Source organism: Pseudomonas sp. UBA3153, assembly GCF_002364635.1.
GTDB lineage: Bacteria > Pseudomonadota > Gammaproteobacteria > Pseudomonadales > Pseudomonadaceae > Pseudomonas_O > Pseudomonas_O kuykendallii.
Genome location: NZ_DEYR01000002.1, coordinates 138,110 through 161,537 on the forward strand (window position 1 = coordinate 138,110; position 23,428 = coordinate 161,537).

16 protein-coding genes are annotated in these 23,428 nt (G+C 63.8%); 14 read left to right on the forward strand and 2 right to left on the reverse strand.

The window, feature by feature from the left end; genetic code table 11:
- Window positions 1-94: 94 nt before the first annotated feature.
- Complete coding sequence (locus B2X67_RS00880; protein WP_286784316.1) at window positions 95-2,314, reverse strand: primosomal protein N'; 2,220 nt, start codon at window positions 2,312-2,314, stop codon at window positions 95-97.
- Window positions 2,315-2,526: 212 nt separating this feature from the next.
- Between B2X67_RS00880 and rpmE the strand changes: the two genes are divergently transcribed.
- From rpmE to B2X67_RS00895, 3 genes are all read left to right on the forward strand, one after another.
- Window positions 2,527-2,739, forward strand: coding sequence for a 50S ribosomal protein L31 (gene rpmE, locus B2X67_RS00885; protein WP_003459015.1), 213 nt, complete (start codon window positions 2,527-2,529; stop codon window positions 2,737-2,739).
- A gap of 23 nt (window positions 2,740-2,762) precedes the next feature.
- On the forward strand, window positions 2,763-3,566 hold the full coding sequence (locus B2X67_RS00890; protein ID WP_286784317.1) for a thermonuclease family protein: 804 nt from the start codon (window positions 2,763-2,765) through the stop codon (window positions 3,564-3,566).
- A gap of 146 nt (window positions 3,567-3,712) precedes the next feature.
- Window positions 3,713-4,981 (forward strand): malic enzyme-like NAD(P)-binding protein, encoded by a 1,269-nt coding sequence (locus B2X67_RS00895; RefSeq protein ID WP_090225663.1) that lies wholly within the window; start codon window positions 3,713-3,715, stop codon window positions 4,979-4,981.
- A gap of 61 nt (window positions 4,982-5,042) precedes the next feature.
- Here B2X67_RS00895 and B2X67_RS00900 read toward each other — a convergent pair whose 3' ends face one another.
- Window positions 5,043-7,472 (reverse strand): penicillin-binding protein 1A, encoded by a 2,430-nt coding sequence (locus B2X67_RS00900; RefSeq protein ID WP_286784341.1) that lies wholly within the window; start codon window positions 7,470-7,472, stop codon window positions 5,043-5,045.
- A 182-nt stretch (window positions 7,473-7,654) separates the two neighbouring features.
- On the opposite strand from B2X67_RS00900, the gene B2X67_RS00905 reads away from it, so the two are divergent.
- The 11 genes from B2X67_RS00905 (at window position 7,655) to B2X67_RS00955 (ending at window position 23,425) form a co-directional block, all read left to right on the forward strand.
- Window positions 7,655-8,719, forward strand: coding sequence for a pilus assembly protein PilM (locus B2X67_RS00905; protein WP_090225665.1), 1,065 nt, complete (start codon window positions 7,655-7,657; stop codon window positions 8,717-8,719).
- A gap of 1 nt (window position 8,720) precedes the next feature.
- Window positions 8,721-9,293 carry a PilN domain-containing protein gene (locus tag B2X67_RS00910; protein WP_090225667.1) on the forward strand — a complete coding sequence of 191 codons (573 nt, stop codon included), beginning with the start codon at window positions 8,721-8,723 and terminating at the stop codon, window positions 9,291-9,293.
- On the forward strand, window positions 9,290-9,913 hold the full coding sequence (pilO, locus tag B2X67_RS00915; protein ID WP_090225668.1) for a type 4a pilus biogenesis protein PilO: 624 nt from the start codon (window positions 9,290-9,292) through the stop codon (window positions 9,911-9,913). The genes B2X67_RS00910 and pilO overlap by 4 nt, the downstream gene beginning before the upstream one ends.
- The gene (pilP, locus tag B2X67_RS00920; protein ID WP_090225670.1) at window positions 9,910-10,437 is read left to right on the forward strand and encodes a type 4a pilus biogenesis lipoprotein PilP; all 528 of its coding nucleotides are present in this window, start codon (window positions 9,910-9,912) and stop codon (window positions 10,435-10,437) included. Before pilO ends, pilP begins: the two co-directional genes overlap by 4 nt.
- A gap of 49 nt (window positions 10,438-10,486) precedes the next feature.
- Window positions 10,487-12,658 (forward strand): type IV pilus secretin PilQ, encoded by a 2,172-nt coding sequence (pilQ, locus tag B2X67_RS00925; protein WP_286784318.1) that lies wholly within the window; start codon window positions 10,487-10,489, stop codon window positions 12,656-12,658.
- Between the two features lie 4 nt (window positions 12,659-12,662).
- The gene (gene aroK / locus B2X67_RS00930) at window positions 12,663-13,181 is read left to right on the forward strand and encodes a shikimate kinase AroK (RefSeq protein ID WP_282342787.1); all 519 of its coding nucleotides are present in this window, start codon (window positions 12,663-12,665) and stop codon (window positions 13,179-13,181) included.
- 47 nt (window positions 13,182-13,228) lie between these two features.
- On the forward strand, window positions 13,229-14,335 hold the full coding sequence (aroB, locus tag B2X67_RS00935) for a 3-dehydroquinate synthase (protein WP_286784319.1): 1,107 nt from the start codon (window positions 13,229-13,231) through the stop codon (window positions 14,333-14,335).
- A 6-nt stretch (window positions 14,336-14,341) separates the two neighbouring features.
- A complete protein-coding gene (locus B2X67_RS00940; protein ID WP_286784320.1) occupies window positions 14,342-15,967 on the forward strand; it encodes an SPOR domain-containing protein in 1,626 nt (541 codons plus the stop codon).
- A 234-nt stretch (window positions 15,968-16,201) separates the two neighbouring features.
- Window positions 16,202-20,650, forward strand: a complete 4,449-nt coding sequence (gltB, locus tag B2X67_RS00945) for a glutamate synthase large subunit (protein ID WP_286784321.1) — start codon at window positions 16,202-16,204, stop codon at window positions 20,648-20,650.
- Between the two features lie 102 nt (window positions 20,651-20,752).
- On the forward strand, window positions 20,753-22,171 hold the full coding sequence (locus tag B2X67_RS00950) for an FAD-dependent oxidoreductase (RefSeq protein ID WP_286784322.1): 1,419 nt from the start codon (window positions 20,753-20,755) through the stop codon (window positions 22,169-22,171).
- Between the two features lie 141 nt (window positions 22,172-22,312).
- On the forward strand, window positions 22,313-23,425 hold the full coding sequence (locus B2X67_RS00955) for a glycerol dehydrogenase (RefSeq protein WP_282342795.1): 1,113 nt from the start codon (window positions 22,313-22,315) through the stop codon (window positions 23,423-23,425).
- The last annotated feature ends 3 nt before the right edge of the window (window positions 23,426-23,428 follow it).

Consider the following 23,428-nt stretch of genomic DNA (forward strand, 5'->3'; position numbering starts at 1 on the left):
ACCGCGGATTATAGAGGCAGTCAGGAGCCGGGCGCGAGGACGTAGGGTGCGCCATGCACACCGAGCCTCGGCTGCGCGGGCGATATGCCTTTCGTCAGAACAGATCGATCGGGTCCACGTCCAGCGACCAGCGCACCGCGCGGCCGCTGGGCAGTTGCTCCAGGCGCGGCAGCCAGACGCTCATCAGCCGGTGCAGCGGCGCGCGCGCATTGGCCTGCAGCAGCAGTTGCGCGCGGTAGCGACCGGCGCGGCGCTCCATCGGTGCCGGCACCGGGCCGAGCAGTTCGATGCCGCTCAGCTGCAATTCCTCGAGCAGGTGCTCGGCCTCGCTGCAGGCCTGGTCGAGAAAGTCCTCGGCCTGGCCGGGTTTGTGCGCCTCGCCGCGCAGCAGCGCGAGGTGGGCGAACGGCGGCAGGCCGGCGGCGCGGCGTTCGCTCAGGGCCTGCTCGGCGAAGGCGAAATAGCCTTGCTCGGTGAGCTGCACCAGCAGCGGATGGTCGGCCAGATGGGTCTGGATGATCACCGTTCCCGGCTCCTCGGCGCGGCCGGCACGCCCGGCGACCTGGACGATCAGCTGCGCCATGCGCTCGCTGGCGCGGAAGTCGGCGGAGAACAGCCCGCCGTCGGCGTCGAGGATCGCCACCAGGGTGACGCGCGGGAAGTGGTGGCCCTTGGCGAGCATCTGCGTGCCGACCAGCAGGCACGGTTCGCCGCGCTGGATGGTGCTGAACAGCGTGTCCATCGCGCCCTTGCGCGAGGTGCTGTCGCGGTCGATACGCAGCACCGGGTACTGCGGGAAGAGGATTTCCAGGCGCTCCTCGGCGCGCTCGGTGCCGGTGCCCAGCGGGCGCAGGTCGACCAGGCCGCATTTCGGGCAGTTCGCCGGACGCCGCTCGACATGGCCGCAGTGGTGGCAGCGCAGTTCGTTGGAGCGCTGGTGCACGGTCATTCGCGCGTCGCAGCGCGGGCAGGCGCTGATCCAGCCGCAGTCGTGGCAGAGCAGGGTCGGCGCGAAGCCGCGGCGGTTGAGGAACACCAGCACCTGCTGGCCGGCCTCCAGCGTCTGCGTGATGGCCTGCTGCAGCGGCGCGGAGATGCCCGCGTCCAGCGGCCGGCTCTTGATGTCCAGGCGCAGGAAGCGCGGCGGCTTTGCACCGCCGGCGCGCTGGGTCAGGCGCAGCAGGCCGTAGCGCCCGGCGTGGGCGTTGTGCAGGCTTTCCAGCGACGGCGTGGCCGAGCCGAGGACGATCGGCACGTTGTCCTGGCGCGCGCGTACCAGCGCCAGGTCGCGCGCGTGGTAGCGCAGGCCTTCCTGCTGTTTATAGGAGGCGTCGTGTTCCTCGTCGACGATGATCAGCCCCGGATGCTTCAGCGGGGTGAACAGCGCCGAGCGCGTGCCGATGACGATGTCGGCCTCGCCGTCGCGGGCGGCGAGCCAGGCGTCCAGGCGTTCGCGGTCGTTAACGCTGGAGTGCAGCAGGGCGATCCGCGCGTTGAAGCGCTGCTCGAAGCGCGCCAGCGTCTGCGGGCCGAGGTTGATCTCCGGTATCAGCACCAGCACCTGCTTGCCGGCTTCCAGCGCCTGGCGGATCAGTTGCAGGTAGACCTCGGTCTTGCCGCTGCCGGTGACACCGGCCAGCAGGAAGGCCTGGAAGCCGCCGAAGCTCGAGCGTATCGCCTCGCAGGCGGCGCGTTGCTCGGGATTGAGCGGCAGTTCCGGCTGCGCCAGCCAGCCGCCGGCGCGTTTCATCGGTGCGCTGCGGCGCACTTCGACGCTGACCAGGCGCTTCTCCAGCAGCAGCTCCAGGCTGTCGCGGTTCAACTGGAGCTTGCTCAACAGGGAATGCGCGACGCCGTGGGCGTGCTGCGCCAGGGTGCGCAATGCCTCGCGCTGCCGTGGCGCGCGGGTGAGGCGCGGGTCGTCGAGCCGGGCGCCTTCGGCCACATGCCAGAAGCGCTCCTGCCGCGCTTCCGCCGGCTCGCCCTGGCGCAGCAGCACCGGCAACGCCCAGCTCAGCGTGTCGCCCAAGCTGTGCTGGTAGTACTGCGCGGTCCACAGGCAGAGCCTGAACAGCGCCGGCGGCATCGGCGTCTGCTCGTCGAGCAGCTGCAGCGCCGGGCGCAGCTTGTCCGCCGGGACCTCGCTGGTTTCGCTGACCTCGACGAGGATGCCGACCACCTCGCGCCGACCGAACGGCACGCGCACGCGCATGCCCGGCTGCAGGCTCGCGGCCGTCGCGCCCAGTGGTGCGCGGTAGTCGAACAGGCGGCGCAGCGGCGAGGGCAGGGCGAGGCGGAGGATGAGTTCGGGCACGCGCGGGTCCTTGGATTTGGGCGGCGTCGATCTTAGCAGTCCGCGACCTCCAGTCGCCGATCCCGCGCGTGCTCGCACATGTTTTCCGCTGACGGACGGCGAGGTTCGCCGCTTGCAGGCCTTCGACGTCGGGCGTATATTCCGCGGCTCGTTTCCGTGCGGTACTCGACATAGGGTCGGGTGGCGGCACGCCAGACACAGAGGAATACACCATGAAAGCCGATATCCATCCGAATTATGTCGAGATCGACGCCACCTGCAGCTGCGGCAACGTCATCAAGACCCGCTCCACGCTGGGCAAGAACCTGAGCCTGGACGTTTGCTCCGAGTGCCACCCGTTCTACACCGGTAAGCAAAAGGTGCTCGACACCGGCGGCCGTATCGACCGCTTCAAGCAGCGTTTCGGCGTGTTCGGCGCCAAGTAAGCGCGAACTGCCAAGGAAGGCCCATGGGTTTTCCGGAGCTGTTGAAAAAGGCGTCCCTGGTGGGCGCCTTTTTCGTTTCTGCCTCGGCTGTTCTGCCGTCGCTCGCGGCCTGTCCCGCACCTCCCCAGTCGCTGCACCCCGTCGAAGTCCGTCGCGTCGTCGATGGCGACACGCTGCGCCTCGCCGATGGGCGCAGCGTGCGCCTGATCGGTCTGAACGCGCCCGAACTGGGCCGCGACGGACGACCCGCCGAAGCCTTCGCGGAGGCGGCGCGCCGGCGCCTGGAGGCGCTGGTGGCCGCCAGCGACGGTCGCGTGATCGTGCAGCCCGGGCGCGAGGCGAAGGATCGCTACGGGCGCACCCTGGCGAACGTGTTCGACAGTCGCGGGCTGAATCTCGAGGAGCGCCTGCTCGCCGAGGGGCTGGGATATCAGGTCGCCATCGCGCCCAATGACGGGCTGCTGGTCTGCCAGCAGGCCGCGGAGCGTACGGCGCGCGCGTCCGGCCTGGGGCTATGGCGCAAGGCGCCGGTCCAGGCGCCGGCACAGCTGCGGGCCGCCGGCTTCGCGCTGGTCAGGGCCCGCGTGAAGGGTGTCGAGCACAACCGCGGCGGGCTCTGGATCGAGCTCGAAGGCCCGCTGGTCCTGCGCATCGAGCCGAAGTGGAACGCCCAGTTCGACCCCACGGCGCTAGAGGCATTGGTCGGTCGGCAGGTCGAGGTGCGTGGCTGGGTGGTGGATCGTGCGCGGCGTGCTGCACTCAGGTCCGGGCAGGCGCGCTGGCTGCTGGCAGTGAGCCATCCGGCGATGCTCCAGGCGCTGCCCTGAGCGCGAATCACTGGCGTCCGCGTGGCGTGAAAAGCCCTTGCTAGAGAGCTCCGGAAGGCTGACCGGGCAGTCTTGTTCGGCACTATCTTCACGCGTATCCTCGGCCGCCAGCCTGTTTTCACTAGCAAAAAAAGCGGAAATCCGACATGTCAGACCTTAAAACTGCCGCTCTCGAATACCACGCACTGCCGCGCCCGGGGAAGCTCAGCGTCGAGCTGACCAAGCCCACCGCGACAGCCCGTGACCTGGCCCTGGCCTACAGCCCCGGCGTTGCCGAGCCGGTCCGCGAGATCGGCCGCGATCCCGAACTGGCCTACACGTACACCGGTAAGGGCAACCTGGTCGCGGTGATCTCCGACGGCACCGCGATTCTCGGTCTGGGCAACCTCGGCCCGCTGGCTTCCAAGCCGGTGATGGAAGGCAAGGGCGTGCTGTTCAAGCGGTTCGCCGGTATCGACGTGTTCGATATCGAAGTCGATGCGGAAAGTCCGCAGGCGTTCATCGACACCGTCAAGCGCATCTCGATCACCTTCGGTGGCATCAACCTCGAGGACATCAAGGCGCCCGAGTGCTTCGAGATCGAGCGCGCACTGATCGAGCAGTGCGATATCCCGGTGTTCCACGATGACCAGCACGGCACCGCCATCGTCACTGCCGCCGGCATGCTCAACGCCCTGGAAATCGCCGGCAAAACCCTGCCCGAAGCGAAGATCGTCTGCCTCGGTGCCGGCGCCGCCGCCACGTCCTGCATGAAGCTGCTGGTGAGCATGGGTGCGAAGGTCGAGAACATCTTCATGATCGACCGCAAGGGTGTCATCCACGCCGGCCGCGACGACCTCAACCAGTACAAGGCGGTGTTCGCCCACGAGACCGGCAAGCGCACGCTGGCCGACGCCCTCGACGGCGCCGACGTGTTCGTCGGTCTTTCCGGCGCCAACCTGCTCAAGGCGGAAGACCTGGCGCGCATGGCGGCCAACCCGATCGTCTTCGCCTGCTCCAATCCGGACCCGGAAATCGCCCCGGAGCTGGCCCATGCCACGCGCAACGACGTGATCATGGCGACCGGCCGTTCGGACTATCCGAACCAGGTGAACAACGTGCTCGGCTTCCCGTTCATCTTCCGTGGCGCCCTCGACGTGCGCGCCAAGCGCATCAACGAGGAGATGAAGATCGCCGCCGCGCTGGCCCTGCGTGACCTGGCCAAGCTGCCGGTGCCGCAGGAAGTCTGCGACGCCTACGGCGGCATCGCCCTGAGCTTCGGTCGCGAGTACATCATCCCGAAACCGATGGACCCTCGCCTGATCACCGTGATTTCCGAGGCGGTGGCCAAGGCCGCCGTGGAAACCGGTGTCGCCACGCTGCCTTATCCGAAGCACTACCCGCTGAAGAGCGTCGATGACGTGTTCCTCGGTTGAGTCTTCGGCAACGAAGAAAAACCCCGCCTAGGCGGGGTTTTCTTTTTGCGTCGGGAGCGTTCTAGAACAGGTCGATCGGCGCCGCTTCGTCGCTTGGCAACGGGCTACCCGGCGCGCTCATACCGGGCTCGATCTCGCTCATCGGCGGCGGCGAGTCCTCGCTCTTGAACAGCTCGAAGTAGGCATCGGGCGATCCCGGTGGCGCGGCGCGCCCGCTGACAGGGTCGACGCGCAGGGAGATGATCCCGTCCGGTTCCGCCGGCGCGTGCTCCGGCTTGCCTTTGAGCGCGGCGCTCATGTAGCTCATCCAGATCGGCAATGCCACGGTGCCGCCGAATTCGCTGCGGCCGAGGGTCTCCGGCTGGTCGAAGCCGGCCCAGACGCTGGTCACGTAATCGGCGTTGTAGCCGGAGAACCAGCTGTCCTTGGATTCGTTGGTGGTGCCGGTCTTCCCGGCGATGTCGCCGCGTCCCATCGCCAGGGCGCGCCGGCCGGTGCCGCGCTTGATCACGTCCTGCAGCATGCTGGTAAGGATGTAGGTGGTGCGCGGGTCGACGATGCGCTCGGCGACGGCGGGTGCCTGCGGGTCTTTCGCTTCGTCCGTGCCGCTGCCGCCGGTGGCTTCCTCGGCGGTCTGGGTGCGCGGCTCGGCATCCTGCGTGGCCGCTGCTGCGCTCGGCGGGTTGGCGGTGAACAGCACCTCGCCGTCGCGGCTCTCGATACGCTGGATCAGGTAGGGCTGGATCTTGTAGCCCCCGTTGGCGAAGGTGCTCCAGCCGGTCACGATTTCCATCGGCGTCAGGTTGGCCGTGCCCAGCGCCAGCGACAGGTTGCGCGGCAGCTCCTGCTTGTTGAAGCCGAAGCGACTGACGTAGTTGAGGGCGTAGTCGATGCCGATGGTCTGCAGCAGGCGGATGGAGACCAGGTTACGCGACTTGTACAGCGCTTCGCGCAGGCGGATCGGGCCAAGGAAGGTATTGGTGTCGTTCTTCGGCCGCCAGACCTTGTCCAGGTACTCGTCGACGAAGACGATCGGTGCGTCGTTCACCAGGCTCGCGGGCGTGAAGCCAGCGTCCAGCGCCGCGCTATAGATGAAGGGTTTGAAGCTGGACCCCGGCTGGCGTTTGGCCTGGGCCGCGCGGTTGTAGTTGCTCTGCTCGAAGGCGAAGCCGCCGACCAGGGCGCGGATGGCGCCGTTGTTCGGGTCCAGCGAGACCAGCGCGCTCTGTGCGCTCGGCACCTGGCTGAAACGCAGGCTGCCGTCTTCCTGGCGCTGTACGCGAACAAGGTCGCCCACCTGCACCACGTCCGCCGGCTTCTGCGGGCGCGCGCCCATGCTGTTGCTGTTGATGAACGGGCGGGCCCATTTCATGCTGTCCCAGGCGACGGCTTCCTCTTTCCCGTCGCGGGTCAGCACGAGGATGCCGCTGCTCTCCACCTGGCTGACCACTGCCGGCTCGAGACTCCCCAGCGTGCGGTACTTGGGCAGTTCCTGGAGCCAGGCCTCGCGGGTCATGTTCGGGTAGCGGGTTTCCGGGCCGCGATAGCCGTGGCGCTGGTCGTAGCTGATCAGTCCGTCCTGCACCGCCTTGTTGGCCGCCAGTTGCAGGTCGCTCGGCACGGTCGTGGTGACGCGGAATCCGTCGGTGTAGGCGGCGCTACCGAAGCGGCCGACCATCTCCGCGCGGGCCATTTCCGCGATGTAGGGCGCGGCCAGCTCGGGCGTCTGCACGTGATAACGGGCATCGATCGGTTCGGCCAGTGCGGCCTTGTAGCGCGACTCGTCGATCTTGCCGAGGCGGAACATGCGCCCGAGGATCCAGTCGCGCCGCTCCTTGCTGCGCACCGGGTCCATCAGTGGGTTGTAGCGCGAGGGCGCCTTCGGAAGACCGGCTATCATCGCCATCTGCCCGAGGCTCAAGTCTCGGATGGATTTGCCGTAATAGACTTGAGCGGCGGCTTCGATCCCGTAGGCGCGATTGCCCAGGTAGATCTTGTTGACGTAGAGCTCGAGGATTTCGTCCTTGCTCAGCTCACGTTCGATCTGCAGCGCGAGCAGTATCTCGGTGATCTTGCGCGAGAAGCTGCGCTCGCTGGTGAGGAAGTAGTTCTTCGCCACCTGCATGGTGATGGTGCTGCCGCCACTCTGAATATGGCCGGTCTTCAAGAGTTGAGAGGCGGCGCGCATCAGGCTGCTGACGTCGACGCCATAATGGTTTGCAAAGTTGTCATCCTCGGCGGATAAGAGTGCCTGGATGAAGTCCTTGGGGATGTCGGCGAACTGGATGGGGGTACGCCGCATCTCGCCAAATTCGGCGATCAGCTTCTCGTCGCTGCTGTACACACGCAGCGGAATCTGCAGTTGGATGCTGCGCAGTGAGTCCACGGAAGGGAGGGTTGGGCTCAGATAAAGAAAGGCGCCACTGAGACCAAGCAAAAGGCCACAGAAAACGGCTACGCAAGACCACCAGAAGAATTTCAGCAGGCGTATCAAATGCTTGGTTTTCCAGATAAAAGAATGAGTTAGCAGAAGGCGAAGCGGAAAGCGGAAAGCCGTTCACATTATAAGCGGTTTTTTTGCCGGGGAGCCATTTGCGCTTCTGTCAAGACTGTTATTTAATGTGAAAAAACATAAATAGTCCGTAAGTAGCGGATGCCAATAGGAAATCGGACGTGCTAGGGCTCTTCACCAAGAAAGCGAATACGCTGCTGGGGATCGATATCAGCTCGACCTCGGTAAAGCTCCTCGAACTGAGTCGCTCAGGTGGCCGCTACAAAGTAGAGGCCTATGCCGTCGAGCCGCTCCCGATAAACGCCGTAGTGGAAAAGAACATCGCCGAACTCGAGGGCGTGGGGCAGGCGCTCGCTCGTGTGACAGCCAAGGCAAAGACCGGCGTGAAGGCCGTTGCAGTGGCCGTGGCCGGCTCCGCAGTCATCACCAAGACGATCGAAATGGAATCGGGTCTCAACGATGACGAGTTGGAAAATCAACTGAAGATCGAGGCTGATCAGTACATTCCTTATCCGCTGGAAGAAGTTGCCATCGATTTCGAAGTTCAGGGCACCTCGGTACGCAATCCCGAGCGGGTTGAAGTGCTGCTGGCTGCTTGCCGCAAGGAGAACGTCGAGGTCCGTGAGGCGGCGCTGGCGTTGGCCGGTCTCACGGCCAAGGTCGTGGACGTCGAAGCCTATGCGCTGGAGCGTGCCTATGGTCTTCTCGCCGAGCAACTGGGGGGCGAACGGGACGAGATGACCGTTGCCGTGGTGGACATCGGCGCCACCATGACCACCCTCAGCGTGCTGCACAATGGCCGCACCATCTATACCCGTGAGCAGCTTTTCGGTGGGCGCCAGCTGACCGAGGAAATCCAGCGTCGCTATGGCCTGTCGGTCGAGGAGGCTGGCCTCGCCAAGAAGCAGGGCGGCCTTCCGGATGACTACGAAAGCGAAGTGTTGCTGCCGTTCAAGGAGGCCGTGGTCCAGCAGGTTTCCCGCTCCCTGCAGTTCTTCTTCGCCGCGGGTCAGTTCAACGACGTCGACTACATCATGTTGGCCGGTGGCACTGCCTCCATTCCCGATCTGGATCGTTTGATCCAGCAGAAAATCGGCACTCAGACGCTGGTCGCCAACCCCTTCGCCGATATGGCCCTGAGCGGCAAAGTCAACGCGGGTGCCCTGGCCAGTGATGCGCCGGCGTTGATGATCGCCTGCGGTCTGGCGATGAGGAGTTTCGACTGACATGGCACGGATCAACTTACTTCCTTGGCGCGAGCAGCTTCGCGAAGAGCGCAAGCAGCGCTTCCTCGTTACCTTGGGTGGTGTCTTGTTGGTGGCTGGTGGCGCGGTCTTTCTGGCCTCCCAGTATCTGGATTCCGCGATAGAGAACCAGCGTGCCCGCAACGACTATGTGCGCACGGAAATCTCCCTGCTTGATGCAAGGATCGCGGAGATCAGAGAGCTGAGGACCCGCCGCCAGCAACTGCTCGAGCGGATGAAGATCATTCAGGACCTGCAGGGAAATCGTCCGATCATCGGTCGAGTGTTCGATCAGCTTGTTCGTACGTTGCCGGAAGGTGTGTATTTCACCGAACTGAAAATGAACGGCTCGACGATCGCTATCACCGGGGCTGCTGAATCCAACAATCGGGTCTCCAACCTGATGCGCAATCTGGATTCCTCGCAATGGCTCACGGCGCCTAACCTCACGGAAGTAAAGGCTGTGACCGCCGGGGAAGTTGACCAGGCGAACGTCTTCCAGCTGACGGTGCAGCAGACCCAGCCGAAAGCTGATGTGGAAGGAGCCGCGAAATGAGTCTTGCCGATTCCCTGGCTAGTTTGCGCAAGGTGGATCTGGGCGATCTGGATTTGAACAACCTGGGTTCATGGCCGGCGCCAGTCAAGGCGATAGCCTGTTTCCTGCTCCTGGTTGCGGTTCTGGCGCTTGGTTACAACTTCCATCTCAAGGATCTTCAGGCCGATCTCGATCAGCAGCGTAGCGAAGAGCTGACGTTGAAGGAGCAGTTCTCCAGCAAGGCATTCCAGTCCGCCAACCTGGAAGCCTACAAGGAGCAAATGAAGGAAATGGAAGTTTCCTTCGGCGCCCTGCTCAGGCAGTTGCCCAGCGATACTGAAGTCCCTGGCTTGCTTGAGGACATTACGCGCACTGGGCTGGGCAGCGGGCTGGAATTCGAGGAGATCAAATTGCTTCCGGAGGCCGCGCAGCAGTTTTATATCGAACTTCCCATACAAATTACGGTAGTGGGCGCTTATCACGATTTGGCGACGTTCGTGAGCGGTGTCGCCAGCTTGCCGCGGATCGTCACGTTGCACGATTTCGACATCAAGCCGGTGAACGCTGCCAGCCCCAACAAGTTGCGCATGAGCATCTTGGCCAAGACCTATCGTTACAACGAGACCGGGGTACAGAAATGAAAAGCCCCCATCTTTTTGTAGGCACCGCTCTGGTGCTGGTTCTCGCGGGTTGCGGTGTCAGCAACGACTTCAGCGATTTGCAGAACTACATGGACGAGGTTCGCGCGAGGCCGAAGGGTTCTATCGAGCCGTTGCCCAAATTTCAGCCCTACGAGGCCTTCACCTACAGCGCTGCTGCCATGCGCAGTCCATTCCAGCCGCCGGTGAAGATCGATCTGGCTCGGCAGCAGAAGGGCTCCAAGGACATCAAGCCGGACGAAACACGGGTCAAGCAGTTCCTTGAAGGCTTCAATATCGAAACGTTCGAAATGGTCGGCACGCTTTCCAACGAGGGTGGGATGTTTGCCTTGGTCCGGGGTGCCGGTGGAGTCCATCGAATTCGTGTAGGGGATTACCTCGGAAGAAACAACGGACGGATTGTGGCCATCAACGAGAACGCGATCGAAGTTGTGGAAGTCGTTCCAGACGGAGAGGGTGGCTGGTTGGAAAGGCCGCGTAGCCTGGCCCTAAAAGAACGCTCATAGGGACAGGGATATGAAGAATTATTGCCAGTCAGCACAACGGAATCAGAGAATGAACAGCAAACTTTCGCGCCTAGCTCTATCAATGTTGGCGGCTCTGATTGCGCCTGAAGTGTTGGCGGCCAATCTCCAGGGTTTGGATGTCGCGGCGTTGCCGGGCAATCGTGTCGAGCTGAAGCTGTCCTTTGACGAGCCTGTTCCAGTCCCGCGCGGTTACACCATCGAACAACCGGCCCGTATTGCGCTCGATCTGCCCGGTGTCAGCAGTAAGTTGGGTGCCAAGAACAAGGAGCTCGGCGTAGGCAACGCGCGAAGCGTCACTGTCGTCGAGGTGAAGGACCGCACGCGTCTGATCGTTAATCTGGCGACTCTCGTGCCCTACAGCACTCGTGCTGAAGGCAATAACCTGTATGTCGTGGTGGGTGAAGGGGCTCTTGGTGCTCCCGTTCCCCAGCCGGTCGCCGTCCAGACGCCTGTCAGCTCCAAAGCGCCTGCTGCTCCTGTTTCGAAAACCTTCGCTCCGGCCGGTAAGGCCATCAGTGGGATCGATTTCCAGCGTGGTGATCAGGGCGAAGGGAATGTGGTTATTGCACTCTCCGATCCAACGGTAAGTCCGAACATTCAGGAGCAGGGCGGAAAAATTCGTCTGGACTTCGCGAATACCCAGTTGCCCGAGTCGCTACGAGTGCGATTGGATGTCAAGGATTTCGCAACCCCCGTACAGTTTGTAAGTGCGAGTACACAGGGTGGCCAAACCAGCATCAATATCGAGCCTACGGGTTTTTACGATTATCTTGCTTATCAGACTGATAACAAGCTGACCATCAGTATCAAACCGCTGGCAAAAGAGGAGGTTGAGCAGCGTAAGAGCGATAGATTCACCTACTCGGGTGAAAAGCTGTCTCTTAACTTTCAGGATATTGACGTTCGTTCGGTACTTCAGCTGATTGCCGACTTTACCGATTTGAACCTCGTGGCCAGCGATACGGTTCAGGGCAGCATCACACTTCGGTTGCAGAACGTGCCCTGGGATCAGGCGCTTGATCTGGTATTGAAGACCAAAGGGCTGGACAAACGTCAAATCGGTAACGTGCTTCTGGTCGCGCCGGCTGATGAGATCGCGGCTCGGGAGCGTCAGGAGTTGGAGTCGCAAAAACAAATCGCCGAACTGGCTCCGCTACGTCGGGATTTGATCCAGGTGAACTACGCCAAGGCGTCTGACATCGCCAAACTGTTCCAGTCGGTAACCAGCTCCGAAGCGGGCGCGGCTTCTACGCCCGAGCGTGGCTCGATCACCGTGGACGATCGCACCAACAACATCATTGCCTATCAGACTCAAGAGCGTCTGGATGAGCTTCGTCGAATCGTTACCCAGCTGGATATCCCCGTACGGCAGGTCATGATCGAGGCGCGGATCGTCGAGGCAAACGTCGATTACGATAAGGCGCTGGGTGTTCGCTGGGGTGGTGCCTTGAGCAAAGGCAACTGGACTGGCTACGGGCAGAACGGAAACATTGGTATCAATGAAAGTGGAACGGGTGGGTGTGGTCCCTTTGCCGGTGGATGTACGTTGCCTACTAGCAGCGCTGGTTCTGGCTCTGGCTCTAGCTCCAGTAGCAGCCCTGTCCCATTTGTCGACTTGGGTGCTAGCAACAGCACTTCCGGGATAGGTATTGGCTTCATTACGAACAACGTGATTTTGGACCTGCAGCTTTCCGCTATGGAAGCGACCGGTAACGGCGAAATCGTATCCCAGCCCAAGGTCGTTACTTCCGACAAGGAAACGGCTCGCATCCTCAAGGGCGCTGAAGTGCCTTATCAGGAAGCCAGCTCCAGCGGTGCCACCAGTACCTCGTTTAAAGAAGCAGCGCTATCGCTGGAAGTCACTCCGCAAATTACCCCCGACAATCGGGTAATCATGGAGGTGAAGGTGAACAAGGATGCGCCTGACTTCACCAATGCGGAGGCGTCAAATGGTGTTCCCGCCATCAACAAGAATGAGGTGAATGCCAAGGTCCTTGTGAGTGACGGCGAGACAATTGTAATTGGCGGCGTGTTTTCCAACACCCAAACCAAGAGCACCGAGAAAGTCCCTTTCCTGGGTGACCTGCCTTACCTCGGACGACTGTTCCGTCGCGACACAGTGCAGGACTCCAAATCCGAGCTGCTGGTCTTCCTCACTCCGCGCATCATGAACAATCAGGCTATTGCAGTGGGTCGTTGATGCTGTGCGCAATCTGATTCTGGTTGGCCCGATGGGTGCTGGGAAAAGCACCATCGGGCGGCTTCTGGCCAAAGAGCTGCGGCTTCCCTTCAAGGATTCCGACAAGGAAATCGAGCAGCGCTGTGGCGCCAACATACCCTGGATTTTCGATGTCGAGGGCGAGCCGGGCTTCCGCGAGCGGGAGCGCTCGATGCTTGCGGAGCTCTGCGAGCTCAATGGCGTGGTGCTGGCGACAGGCGGCGGAGCGGTGCTGCGCGATGACAACCGCGCCGTCCTTAAGGCTGGGGGCGATGTCGTTTATCTCTTCACCTCTGTTGCGCAGCAGTTGAACCGTACGGCCCGGGATCGGAATCGTCCGCTTCTGCGCACTTCCGACCCTGGCAAGGTGCTCCGAGAGCTGATGGCTATTCGGGACCCGCTTTATCGCGAGATTGCCGATATCGTCATCGAAACCGACCAGCGCCCGCCGCGGATGGTCGTTCAGGAAATACTCGAGCGCTTGCAGGCGTTGCGGCCGGATTAAACTACGGCCGGATGCGCTATCCTATTGGCCTTTTTTACGGGGGCCTCATGCAGACTCTTCACGTCGACCTCGCTGATCGCAGTTATCCCATCTACGTTGGCGCCGGGCTCATCACTCAGGGTGAACTGTTCGCCCGTCATGTTGCGGGCAAGAAGGTGGCGATCGTTACCAACGAGACGATCGCGCCGCTTTATCTCGAATCGGTGCAGCGTGCACTGGCTGCCTACGCACAGACAGCCATCGTTCTTCCCGATGGGGAGGCGTTCAAGACCTGGAAGACCTTGCAGCTGATTTTCGACGGCCTGCTTTCCGCCCGGCACGATCGCCGTTGCACTGTGATCGCCTTGGGTGGAGGCGTGATCGGCGATATGGCTGGTTTTGCAGCGGCCTGCTATCAGCGCGGCGTCGATTTCATCCAGGTGCCGACCACGCTGCTGTCGCAGGTCGATTCATCCGTGGGCGGGAAAACCGGGATCAATCATCCGCTCGGCAAGAACATGATCGGCGCCTTCTATCAGCCGAATGCCGTGCTCATCGATACCTCGACGCTGACCACGCTGCCGCCGCGCGAGCTTTCCGCCGGCCTGGCCGAGGTCATCAAGTACGGCCTGATCTGCGACGAGGGTTTCCTGGCCTGGCTCGAGGAGCATATGGATGCGCTGCGTTCGCTCGACCAGCAGGCGCTGACGTACGCCATCGAGCAATCCTGTGCGGCAAAGGCCCGTATCGTCGGCGCGGACGAGCGTGAGGCCGGGGTTCGTGCCACCCTCAATCTGGGCCACACCTTTGGCCATGCCATCGAGACTCACAAGGGCTACGGTGCCTGGCTGCACGGCGAGGCCGTGTCCGCGGGCACGGTGATGGCCCTGGAAATGTCGCGGCGCCTTGGCTGGATTTCCACGGAGGATCGCGATCGCGGGATTCGCCTGTTCCAGCGGGCGGGTCTGCCGGTGGTGCCGCCCGAAGAGATGACCCCGGCCGATTTCCTCCAGCACATGGCCGTCGACAAGAAGGTTCTCGATGGGCAGTTGCGCCTTGTATTGCTGAGGCGGATGGGGGAAGCCGTGGTTACGGCGGATTATCCTGATGAGACTTTGCACGCCACCCTGAGCGCGAATTACCGCGCCCTGGTGGACCAGCTCGGAGAACAATGAGAGCTCATGACCAGTTTGCATGCCGATGAAGCGTTTCTAGGTTTTTACCAGTTCAGCCACGACCCTTTCGCACCGCGGGTGCCGGGGTTCAAGTTCTTCGCTGCCCAGCGCAAGCCGGTGTTGGGACAGCTTCATCACCTCGCGCGTTACAGTCAGCTGCTTCTGGTGGTCAGTGGGCCTGAAGGCAGTGGCAAGACCCTCTTGCGCCAGGCTCTGGTCGCCAGTACCAACAAGCAGAGTGTGCTCAGCGTGGTGGTTTCCGCGCGTGGCGCCGAGGATGCGGCCAGCCTGTTGCGGCAGGTGGCCCAGGGGCTGGGCATGCAGGCCGCCGATTCCCGCTCTATCCAGTCGCAGGTGGTGCAGCTGGGGCTGACCGGGCAGGAAGTCTATCTGCTCGTGGACGATGCCGAAGCGCTCAAACCGGATGCGCTCGAGGCCTTGCTGGCGCTGGCGCAGGGCAATGCCGACGGCCGCGCCCACGTGTTCCTATTCGGCGAGCCTTCGCTGATCGCGCGTCTGGATGATCTGGGCGACGGCGGGGAAGAGTGCTTCCACGTCATCGAGCTGCAACCCTACGAAGAGGAGGAGACGCGCGCCTACCTGGCTCGCCGCCTAGAGGGCGCCGGGCAGGGAATCGAAGTCCTCTCGGACGATCAGATCGCCGATATCCACGCCCAGTCCGAAGGTTGGCCGGGTGCGATTAACCAGGTGGCGCGCGAGACGTTGATCGAGGCGATGCTGGCGCAGCGCGGCTCGGGCAAGCGCACCGGTTTCGCATTCAAGTTGCCGAAGAAGCATCTTCTGGCCCTTGTCGTGGTGTTCGTGGGTGTTCTGGCCGCGTGGTTGATGCAGGGGCAGGGCAGCAAGACCCCAGGCGAACCCGCTCCCGGCGTTGCACTGGCGCCTCAGGATCAGGCGGCAGGCAGTCCGGCGGGGCAGGCGCAGCAGGGGGCTTCGCAGGAAGGCAATCCTGCCGTCGAGTTTTCGGGGTCTTCCCAGCCGCTGCCGTTGCCTCTGGTGGGCGAGGCTCAGCCGGTCATTCGCAGCCCTCTTGCTCAGGCGGCGGCTACGGAAGATAGCGACGAGACGGCTACCGAGGTTCCCGGTCCGGCGCCGTTGCCCGAGCCGGGCGCCGCGGCGCCTATCGCCGCCGTACCTGCACCTCCGGTTGTCGCTGCGCCGCCGGTAGTGACCGCGCCAACCGCGAGCCCGGCTCCGGTAACGCAGCCCAAGTCCACGCCGCCCGCCGCGGCCGTTTCCAAGCCGCCTGCGGCAACCAAGCCTGCGGCGCCCGCCACGGCGAAGGTGGACAAGCCTGCAGCGGTGGCGAGCGCGGCATCGCCGGGTGCGGACTGGTATCGGGCCCAGCCGGCCACGGCGTTTACCGTGCAGATTCTCGGCTCGGCGTCGGAGAGCAGTGCGCAGGCGTTCGTTCGGGCGAACGGCGATCAGTACCGGTATTTCAAGAAGGTCTTCCAGGGCAAACCACTCTATGTGGTGACCTATGGCAGCTTCCCCTCCCGCACGGCGGCGCAGGCGGCGATCAAGGCGCTGCCGGCCAAGGTTCAGGCCGGCAAGCCGTGGCCGAAAACCTTCGCCAGCATCCAGCAGGAAATGGGCGCATCGCGCTGATTCCTGGCGGTTAGAGTCGGCGGGCGCTATCACGGCTCGCCGCCTTATTCCTACGTTATTGCGACATTAAAATTCACTGCCACGCCACTAACGATTTGTGAGCGTCCGGGTGGATATGTACAATGACCTCCCTTTGCCTGCGCAAAGCTGGCGACTCGTCCTGCGCGTTCGGTAACTGATTGTATTTGAAAGCATTTTTGCCTTGTTATAGAAGGCAGCCTGGTGAGAGTCCCTATGAAAGCAGGTCTGTATCATCCTGATGAGTTCAAGGATAACTGTGGCTTCGGCCTGATCGCTCACATGCAGGGCGAGGCGAGCCACGATCTGTTGCAAACCGCCATTGAAGCGTTGACCTGCATGACCCACCGTGGCGGCATCAACGCCGACGGTAAGACAGGCGACGGCTGTGGCCTGCTCATACAGAAGCCTGACCTGTTCCTGCGCGAGATGGCGCGCGAGCATTTCGCCGTCGAGTTGCCGCAGCAATACGCGGTCGGCATGGTCTTCTTCAACCAGGATCCGGCCCGCGCCGAAGCCGCTCGCGAGAACATGAATCGCGAGATCCTCGCCGCCGGCCTGCACCTGGTCGGCTGGCGCAAGGTGCCGATCGACCCGAGCGTGCTCGGCCGTCTCGCGCTTGAGCGTCTGCCGCAGATCGAGCAGGTGTTCATCGGGGGCGAGGGGCTGTCGGACGAAACCTTCGCGGTCAAACTGTTCTCCGCGCGTCGCCGCTCTTCCGTGGCCAATGCCGAGGACACCGATCACTACATCTGCAGCTTTTCGCCGCGCACCATCATCTACAAGGGCCTGATGATGCCCGCCGACCTGGCGGCGTTCTTCCCGGACCTCAGCGACGAGCGCCTGAAGACCGCGATCTGTGTGTTTCACCAGCGCTTCTCCACCAACACCCTGCCGAAATGGCCGCTGGCCCAGCCATTCCGCTTCCTCGCCCACAACGGCGAGATCAACACCATCACCGGCAACCGCAACTGGGCGCTGGCGCGGCGTACCAAGTTCGCCAACGAGGCGATCACCGACCTCGACGAGCTCGGCCCGTTGGTCAACCGCGTCGGTTCCGACTCCTCGAGCATGGACAACATGCTCGAGTTGCTGGTCACCGGCGGCATGGATCTGTTCCGCGGCCTGCGCATGATCATTCCGCCGGCCTGGCAGAACGTCGAGACCATGGATTCCGACCTGCGCGGTTTCTATGAATACAACTCCATGCACATGGAACCCTGGGATGGCCCGGCCGGCGTGGTGCTGACCGATGGCCGCCATGCCGTGTGCCTGCTCGACCGCAACGGCCTGCGCCCGGCGCGCTGGGTGACCACCAAGAACGGCTACATCACCCTCGCCTCGGAAATCGGCGTGTGGGACTACCAGCCCGAGGACGTCATCGCCAAGGGGCGGGTCGGTCCGGGGCAGATCTTCGCCGTGGATACCGAGACCGGGCAGATCCTGCAGACCGACGACATCGACAGCCGCTTGAAGTCGCGCCACCCCTACAAGCGCTGGCTGCGCGAGAACGCGCTGCGCATCCAGGCGACGCTGGACGACCACGACCACGGCTCACCGTTCTACGACAGCGACCACCTCAAGCAATACATGAAGATGTTCCAGGTCACCTTCGAGGAGCGCGACCAGGTGCTGCGCCCGCTCGCCGAGCAGGGCCAGGAAGCGGTCGGCTCGATGGGCGACGACACCCCGATGGCGGTGCTGTCCAAGCGCGTGCGCTCGACCTACGACTACTTCCGCCAGCAGTTCGCGCAGGTCACCAACCCGCCGATCGACCCGCTGCGAGAAGCCATCGTGATGTCCCTGGAAACCTGCCTGGGCGCCGAGAGCAACATTTTCGAAGAGGACGCGTCCCACGCCAACCGGGCGATCCTCAGCACGCCGATCCTGTCGCCGGCCAAGTGGCGGACGATCATGACCCTCGAACGCCCAGGCTTCGAGCGCCAGATCATCGACCTCAACTACGACGAGTCGATCGGGCTGGAAGCCGCGGTACGCAACATCGCCGACCAGGCCGAGGAAGCGGTGCGCGGCGGCAAGGTGCTGCTGATCCTCACCGATCGCCACATCGCCCCCGGCAAGCTGCCCGCGCACGCTTCGCTGGCCGTCGGCGCGGTCCACCACCGGCTGACCGAGAAAGGCCTGCGCTGCGACTGCAACATCATGGTCGAGACCGCCACCGCGCGCGATCCGCACCATTTCGCCGTGCTGCTGGGCTTCGGTGCGACGGCGGTCTACCCGTTCCTCGCCTACGAAGTGCTCGGCGACCTGATCCGCACCGGCGAGGTGCTCGGCGACCTCTACGAAGTCTTCAAGTACTACCGCAAAGGCATCTCCAAGGGGCTGCTGAAGATCCTCTCGAAGATGGGGATTTCCACCGTTGCCTCCTACCGCGGCGCGCAGCTGTTCGAGGCGGTGGGCCTGTCCGACGAAGTCGTGGCGCTGAGTTTCCGCGGCGTATCCAGCCGCATCAAGGGTGCGCGGTTCGTCGATATCGAAGCCGAACAGAAACTGCTCGCGCAGGAAGCCTGGAACAACCGCCGGGCGATCCAGCAGGGCGGGTTGCTCAAGTTCGTCTACGGCGGCGAGTACCACGCCTACAACCCGGACGTGGTGAACACCCTGCAGGCCGCCGTGCAGCAGAGCGATTTCGCCAAGTTCAAGGAATACACCGCGCTGGTCGACAGCCGTCCGGTGTCGATGCTGCGTGACCTGCTCAAGGTCAAGCTCGCCGATGCCCCGCTGACGCTCGAGGAGATCGAACCGCTGGAGTCGATCTTCAAGCGCTTCGACGCCGCCGGGATTTCCCTCGGCGCGTTGTCGCCGGAGGCCCACGAGGCCCTGGCCGAGGCGATGAACCGCCTGGGCGGGCGCTCCAACTCCGGCGAGGGCGGCGAAGACCCGGCCCGTTACGGCACGGTGAAAAGCTCGAAGATCAAGCAGGTCGCCACCGGCCGCTTCGGCGTCACCCCGGAGTACCTGGTCAACGCCGAAGTGCTGCAGATCAAGGTCGCCCAGGGCGCCAAGCCGGGCGAGGGCGGTCAACTGCCCGGCGGCAAGGTCAACGGCCTGATCGCCAAGCTGCGCTATGCGGTGCCTGGCGTGACGCTGATCTCGCCGCCGCCGCATCATGACATCTACTCGATCGAGGATCTGGCTCAACTGATCTTCGACCTCAAGCAGGTCAACCCGAAGGCGCTGGTCTCGGTGAAGCTGGTGGCCGAGCCGGGCGTAGGCACCATCGCCGCCGGCGTGGCCAAGGCCTATGCCGACCTGATCACCATCTCCGGCTACGACGGCGGCACCGGCGCCTCGCCGATCACCTCGATCAAGTACGCCGGCTCGCCGTGGGAACTCGGCCTCGCCGAAACCCACCAGACCCTGCGCGGCAACGACCTGCGTGGCAAGGTCCGGGTGCAGACCGACGGCGGTCTGAAGACCGGCCTCGACGTGATCAAGGCGGCCATCCTCGGCGCCGAGAGCTTTGGCTTCGGCACCGCGCCGATGATCGCGCTGGGCTGCAAGTACCTGCGTATCTGCCACCTGAACAACTGCGCCACCGGCGTCGCCACGCAGAACGACAAGCTGCGCAAGGACCACTTCATCGGCACCGTCGACATGGTGGTGAATTTCTTCACCTTCATCGCCGAGGAAACCCGCGAGTGGCTGGCCAAGCTGGGCGTGCGCAGCCTCGGCGAGCTGATCGGGCGTACCGATCTGCTGGAAATGCTGCCAGGCGAAACCGACAAGCAGGCGCAGCTCGACCTGTCCCCGCTGCTGGGCAGCGAGCATATCCCGGCCGACAAACCGCAGTTCTGCCAGGTGGAGAAGAACCCGCCGTTCGACCAGGGTCTGCTCGCCGAGCGCATGGTGGAAATGGCCATGCCGGCGATTTCCGACAAGCTCGGCGGCGAGTTCGAGCTGGACATCTGCAACTGCGACCGCTCCATCGGCGCGCGGATTTCCGGTGAGATCGCCCGCCGTCACGGCAACCAGGGCATGGTCTCGGCGCCACTGACCTTCCGCTTCAAAGGCACCGCAGGGCAGAGCTTCGGCGTGTGGAACGCCGGCGGCCTGAACCTGTACCTCGAGGGCGACGCCAACGACTACGTCGGCAAGGGCATGACCGGTGGCCAACTGGTGATCACGCCGCCCAAGGGCAGCGCGTTCAAGAGCCAGGAGTCGGCGATCATCGGCAACACCTGCCTGTACGGCGCCACCGGCGGCAAGCTGTTCGCCGCCGGCACCGCGGGCGAGCGCTTCGGCGTGCGTAACTCCGGCGCGCATGCGGTCGTGGAAGGCACCGGCGATCACTGCTGCGAATACATGACCGGCGGTTTCATCTGCGTTCTTGGCAAGACCGGCTACAACTTCGGCTCCGGCATGACCGGTGGCTTCGCCTACGTACTCGACATGGACAACACCTTCGTCGACCGGGTGAACCACGAACTGGTGGAAATCCAGCGGATCAACAACGAACCGATGGAAGCATACCGCAGCCACCTGCAGCGCGTGCTCGCCGAGTACGTGCAGGAAACCGGCAGTGCATGGGGACGCAACCTTTCGGAAAACCTGGACGACTACCTGCGCAAGTTCTGGCTGGTCAAGCCGAAGGCGGCGAGCCTTGGTTCGCTGCTTTCCAGCACCCGGGCGAACCCGCAATAAGAACGCCGCTTCAAGCGGCAAGCCCCCGTCGGGGCTTGCCGGCTCACCGTGATCGTCTCGCAGCGCGGCCCAGGTTCGGCGCTGCTGAAAAGAGGTTTTGAAATGACTGAACGTCTGAACAACGACTTCCAGTTCATCGAGGTCGGCCGCAAGGATCCGAAGAAGAAGCTGCTGCGCCAGCGCAAGAAGGAATTCGTCGAGATCTATGACCTGTTCAAACCGCAGCAGGCCGCCGATCAGTCGCACCGTTGCCTGGGTTGCGGCAATCCGTACTGCGAGTGGAAGTGCCCGGTGCACAACTACATCCCGAACTGGCTGAAGCTGGTTTCGGAAGGCAACATCCTCGCCGCCGCCGAACTCTCGCACCAGACCAACACGCTGCCCGAAGTCTGCGGCCGCGTGTGCCCGCAGGACCGCCTGTGCGAGGGCGCCTGCACGCTGAACGACGGCTTCGGCGCGGTGACCATCGGCTCGGTGGAGAAGTACATCACCGATACCGCCTTCGCCATGGGCTGGCGTCCGGACATGTCCAAGGTCAAACCGACCGGCAAGCGCGTCGCGGTGATCGGCGCCGGCCCTGCCGGCCTCGGTTGTGCCGACGTGCTGGTGCGCAACGGCGTGACCCCGGTGGTGTTCGACAAGAACCCGGAAATCGGCGGCCTGCTGACCTTCGGCATCCCCGAGTTCAAGCTGGAGAAGAGCGTGCTGAGCAATCGCCGCGAAGTCTTCACCGGCATGGGTATCGAATTCCGCCTGAACACCGAAGTGGGCAAGGACGTCAGCATCGACGAGCTGCTCGCCGAGTACGACGCGGTGTTCATGGGCATGGGCACCTACACCTACATGAAGGGCGGCTTCCCCGGCGAAGACCTGCCAGGCGTCCACGACGCGCTCGACTTCCTCATCGCCAGCGTCAACCGCAACCTGGGTTTCGAGAAGTCCCCCGAGGACTTCGTCGACATGAAGGGCAAGCGCGTGGTGGTGCTCGGTGGTGGCGATACGGCGATGGACTGCAACCGCACCTCGATCCGCCAGGGCGCCAAGGCCGTGACCTGCGCCTACCGTCGCGACGCCGAGAACATGCCTGGCTCGCGCAAGGAAGTGAAGAACGCCAAGGAGGAGGGCGTGAAGTTCCTCTTCAACCGTCAGCCCATCGCCATCGTCGGCGAGGACAAGGTGGAAGGCGTGAAGGTGGTCGAGACCCGTCTTGGCGAGCCGGACGCCCGCGGTCGTCGCAGCCCGGAGCCGATTCCGGGTTCCGAGGAAGTCCTGCCGGCCGATGCCGTGGTCATCGCCTTCGGCTTCCGCCCGAGCCCGGCGCCCTGGTTCGAGCAGTTCGACATCCGCACTGACAGCCAGGGCCGGGTGATCGCTCCCGAGCAGTCGCAGTTCAAGCACCAGACCAGCAACCCGAAGATCTTCGCCGGTGGCGACATGGTCCGCGGTTCCGACCTGGTGGTGACCGCGATCTTCGAGGGTCGCCAGGCCGCCGAGGGCATCCTCGACTACCTGGAAGCGTGATCCCGCGCGGCGCGAGCGCTCAGCTCGCGCCCTTCCGGCAGCAGGCGCGACGCGATGCCGCGCCAAGCTGACCTGACGCAAAACCCCGCCAGCGGCGTTCCCCTAGAGTGACGACATCCCCCGTTGTCCAGGAGTCTCGCCATGCTCACCACCGCCATTTTCCCCTCGCGTTACGTCCAGGGTCGAGGCGCGCTCGCGCAACTCGGTGAAGAGCTGGCCCGATTCGGCGGCAGCAGCCTGGCGTTGCTCGATCCCTTCGCCGACGACAACCTCGGCGCGCAACTCGACGCCTCCGCCAGCGAGCGGATCGATTTCCACCGCGTGCGCTTCACCGGCGAATGCTGCGACGAGGAAATCGCCCGGCTGGTCGGCCTCGCCGAGGCGCGCCGTCCGGATTCGATCGTCGGCATCGGCGGCGGCAAGGCGCTCGACACCGCCAAGGCGCTGGCCCACGAGCTCGGCCTGCCGGTGGCCGTGGTACCGACACTGGCCTCCACCGATGCACCGTGCAGCGCGCTGTCGGTGATCTACACCGCCGAGGGGGCGTTCAAGCGCTACCTGGTGCTGCCGCGCAATCCCGATCTGGTGCTGGTGGACAGCCAGGTGATCGCCCAGGCCCCGGCGCGTTTCCTCGTCGCCGGCATGGGCGACGCCATGGCGACCTGGTTCGAGGCCGAGGATTGCCGCATCCGCGGGGCCGCCAACATGACCGGTCGCCCCGGCCCGCGTACTGCCTTCGCCCTCGCACGGCTGTGCTACGACACCCTGCTCGAATACGGCCCGCTGGCGCTGCAGGCGTGCCGCCAGCAGGTGGTGACGCCGGCGCTGGAGCACATCATCGAGGCCAACACCCTGCTCTCCGGTCTCGGCTTCGAGAGTGGCGGCCTGGCGGCGGCGCACGCCATCCACAACGGCTTCACCGCGCTGGCGGAGACCCACGCCTACTGGCACGGCGAGAAGGTCGCCTTCGGCGTGCTGAGCATGCTCATGCTGCGCGACAGCGCGCCGGCGCAGATCGATGAGGTCTACGACTTCTGCATCGCCATCGGCCTGCCGGTGACTCTGGCCGACATCGGCCTGCACGACGTCGACGATGCCTACCTGCTGCGCGCCGCCGAGCTGGCCTGCGCGGTCGGGGAGAGCATCCACAACGAACCCTTCCCGGTCGACGCCCAGACCGTTCTCGGCGCCATGCGCACCGCGGACGCCGAAGGTCGCCGGCGCAAGGCCCTGGCGGCCGCCGCCGTACACTGAACC

Coding starts and splice junctions, on each gene's coding strand:
- rpmE (WP_003459015.1), top strand. CDS start 2,527: ATGAAAGCCGATATCCATCCGAATTATGTCGAGATCGACGCCACCTGC.
- B2X67_RS00895 (WP_090225663.1), top strand. CDS start 3,713: ATGTCAGACCTTAAAACTGCCGCTCTCGAATACCACGCACTGCCGCGC.
- B2X67_RS00955 (WP_282342795.1), top strand. CDS start 22,313: ATGCTCACCACCGCCATTTTCCCCTCGCGTTACGTCCAGGGTCGAGGC.
- gltB (WP_286784321.1), top strand. CDS start 16,202: ATGAAAGCAGGTCTGTATCATCCTGATGAGTTCAAGGATAACTGTGGC.
- pilP (WP_090225670.1), top strand. CDS start 9,910: ATGAAAAGCCCCCATCTTTTTGTAGGCACCGCTCTGGTGCTGGTTCTC.
- pilO (WP_090225668.1), top strand. CDS start 9,290: ATGAGTCTTGCCGATTCCCTGGCTAGTTTGCGCAAGGTGGATCTGGGC.
- B2X67_RS00940 (WP_286784320.1), top strand. CDS start 14,342: ATGACCAGTTTGCATGCCGATGAAGCGTTTCTAGGTTTTTACCAGTTC.
- aroB (WP_286784319.1), top strand. CDS start 13,229: ATGCAGACTCTTCACGTCGACCTCGCTGATCGCAGTTATCCCATCTAC.
- B2X67_RS00950 (WP_286784322.1), top strand. CDS start 20,753: ATGACTGAACGTCTGAACAACGACTTCCAGTTCATCGAGGTCGGCCGC.
- B2X67_RS00910 (WP_090225667.1), top strand. CDS start 8,721: ATGGCACGGATCAACTTACTTCCTTGGCGCGAGCAGCTTCGCGAAGAG.
- B2X67_RS00890 (WP_286784317.1), top strand. CDS start 2,763: ATGGGTTTTCCGGAGCTGTTGAAAAAGGCGTCCCTGGTGGGCGCCTTT.
- pilQ (WP_286784318.1), top strand. CDS start 10,487: ATGAACAGCAAACTTTCGCGCCTAGCTCTATCAATGTTGGCGGCTCTG.